The 1,780-nt window shown below is 66.2% G+C and carries 2 protein-coding genes and 1 pseudogene; 2 read left to right on the top strand and 1 reads right to left on the bottom strand.

The genetic code is table 11. From position 1 onward, the window contains the following. Nucleotides 1-428, top strand: a pseudogene (locus VF497_RS02605) (hypothetical protein); the annotation flags it as partial. 45 nt (nucleotides 429-473) lie between these two features. After that, a complete protein-coding gene (locus VF497_RS02600) occupies nucleotides 474-1,229 on the top strand; it encodes an enoyl-CoA hydratase/isomerase family protein (RefSeq protein ID WP_330885972.1) in 756 nt (251 codons plus the stop codon). A gap of 17 nt (nucleotides 1,230-1,246) precedes the next feature. Here VF497_RS02600 and VF497_RS02595 read toward each other — a convergent pair. After that, nucleotides 1,247-1,780, bottom strand: a 534-nt coding sequence (locus VF497_RS02595) for a sulfurtransferase (RefSeq protein WP_330885970.1), incomplete at its 5' end; no start/stop codon positions are given.

Here is a 1,780-nt window from a genome sequence, read left to right as displayed (position 1 = left end):
TGCGCATCGACCGCGCGCTGCCGGCCGGGCGCGTGCGCCTGCTGCAGAATTCCGGCGACGGCGCGCCCGAGTTCATCGGCGAGGACCAGATCGGGCACACGCCGAAGAACGAACCCGTCGTGCTCCAGCTCGGCGACGCCTTCGACCTGCGCGGCGAGCGCCGCCAGACCGATTTCCAGATAGATAAGAACCAGCACAGCCTGAGCGAATCGTTCGCCTTGCGCGTGCGCAATGCGGCCAACACGGCGCGCAGCGTTGTCGTTCGCGAGCACCTGTATCGCTGGACGCAGTGGAACATCACTCAGGCCTCGGCAAAGTACGAGAAGAAGAATTCCGACACGATCGAGTTCAAGCTCGATGTGCCCGCGAACAGCGAGGCGACGGTTACGTACACGGTGCAGTATCAGTGGACGGAGTCGTTCAAGTGATGCGCATGGGCACCTTGGCAAAACGAAATTCAACCCGGGAATCGCATGCTCGAACAACTCCTCCACGACGACATCCTCGAACTGCGCCTCGCGCGTCCGCCGGTCAACGCATTCGACCTTGATCTAAGCCGCACTCTGCGCGAAGCGATCACCGCCGCGCCGGACAGCGGTGCGCGCGGCATCGTATTGTCCGGTCGCCCCGGCATGTTCAGCGCCGGCCTCGACGTCGCCGCCGTGCTTGAACTCGACGCCGCCGGGCGCATGGGCGAATTGTGGCGCGAATACTCCACGCTGTGCCGCGCGATTGCCGCATCGAGCGTACCTATCGTGGTCGCGATCGCCGGCCACGCGCCGGCCGGCGGCGCGGTGTTGGCGACGTTCTGCGACTACCGCGTCATGGCGCGCGGCGCGTATCGCATCGGCCTCAACGAAGTACAGGTCGGTCTGTCTGTGCCACCAGAGATCCAGACCGGCTTGCGTCGCCTGGTCGGCGCCTATCGCGCCGAGCGCTTGATGGTCACAGGCGCCATGGTCGATCCCGACGAAGCGTTGCGCATCGGCTTCGTCGACGAACTGGCGGAGCCGGATAAGGTCGCCCCACGCGCGTTCGCGTGGCTGCGCACCCTGCTCGCGCTGCCGCCGCTGGCAATGGCGAAGACCCGCGCGATCGCGCGCGCGGACCTGGTTAGCGCATTTGACGCGGCGTACCGCAGCGATGTCGACGCCTTCGTACGCGACTGGTTCGGCGACGAGGCGCGCACCACGCTCAAGGCCGTACTGGCGAAGCTGAAATCGAAATAATCGCGACGACGGCCGGATCAGCTGCCCGTTGCAATCTCGTTCGCCGGATCGCTGATCCAGCCGCTCCACGACGGCGCATAGACGCGCGAGCCGTGCAGTCCGGCGATTTCGAACGCGAGCAGGTTCTGGCAGGCGCTGACACCGGAGCCGCAGCTGTGAACCACCGTCGCAGGCGCATGCGTGCCGATCACGGCGAGCAATTCCTCGCGCAATTGCGCGGCTGACTTGAAGCGGCCATCCGCGCCGAGGTTTTCGGTGAGAGGACGATTGCGTGCGCCGGGAATATGCCCCGCGACCGGATCGATCGGCTCGACCTCGCCGCGAAAACGCGGCGCTCCGCGCGCGTCGAGAATCACGGCCGCGCCACGTTCGCGCAGCGCGCGCAACTCGTCCGTGTATACAATTTCATTTTTCGCGAACTCGACCGTAACCGCGGTCGCTACGCGCGGAGGAGTTTCCGCTTCGACCGGCAATCCGGCCCGCTGCCACGCACCCCAGCCGCCATCGAGCACGGCGACGTTGGCCGCGCCGACGAGGCGCAGCATCCACCA

Origin of the sequence: Rudaea sp. (assembly GCF_036383415.1) — a bacterium.
Lineage (GTDB): Bacteria > Pseudomonadota > Gammaproteobacteria > Xanthomonadales > Rhodanobacteraceae > Rudaea.
The sequence above is the reverse complement of the archived record's forward strand: the minus strand, read 5'-3'. Positions and strand labels throughout refer to the sequence as shown.

Coding starts and splice junctions, on each gene's coding strand:
- VF497_RS02600 (WP_330885972.1), top strand. CDS start 474: ATGCTCGAACAACTCCTCCACGACGACATCCTCGAACTGCGCCTCGCG.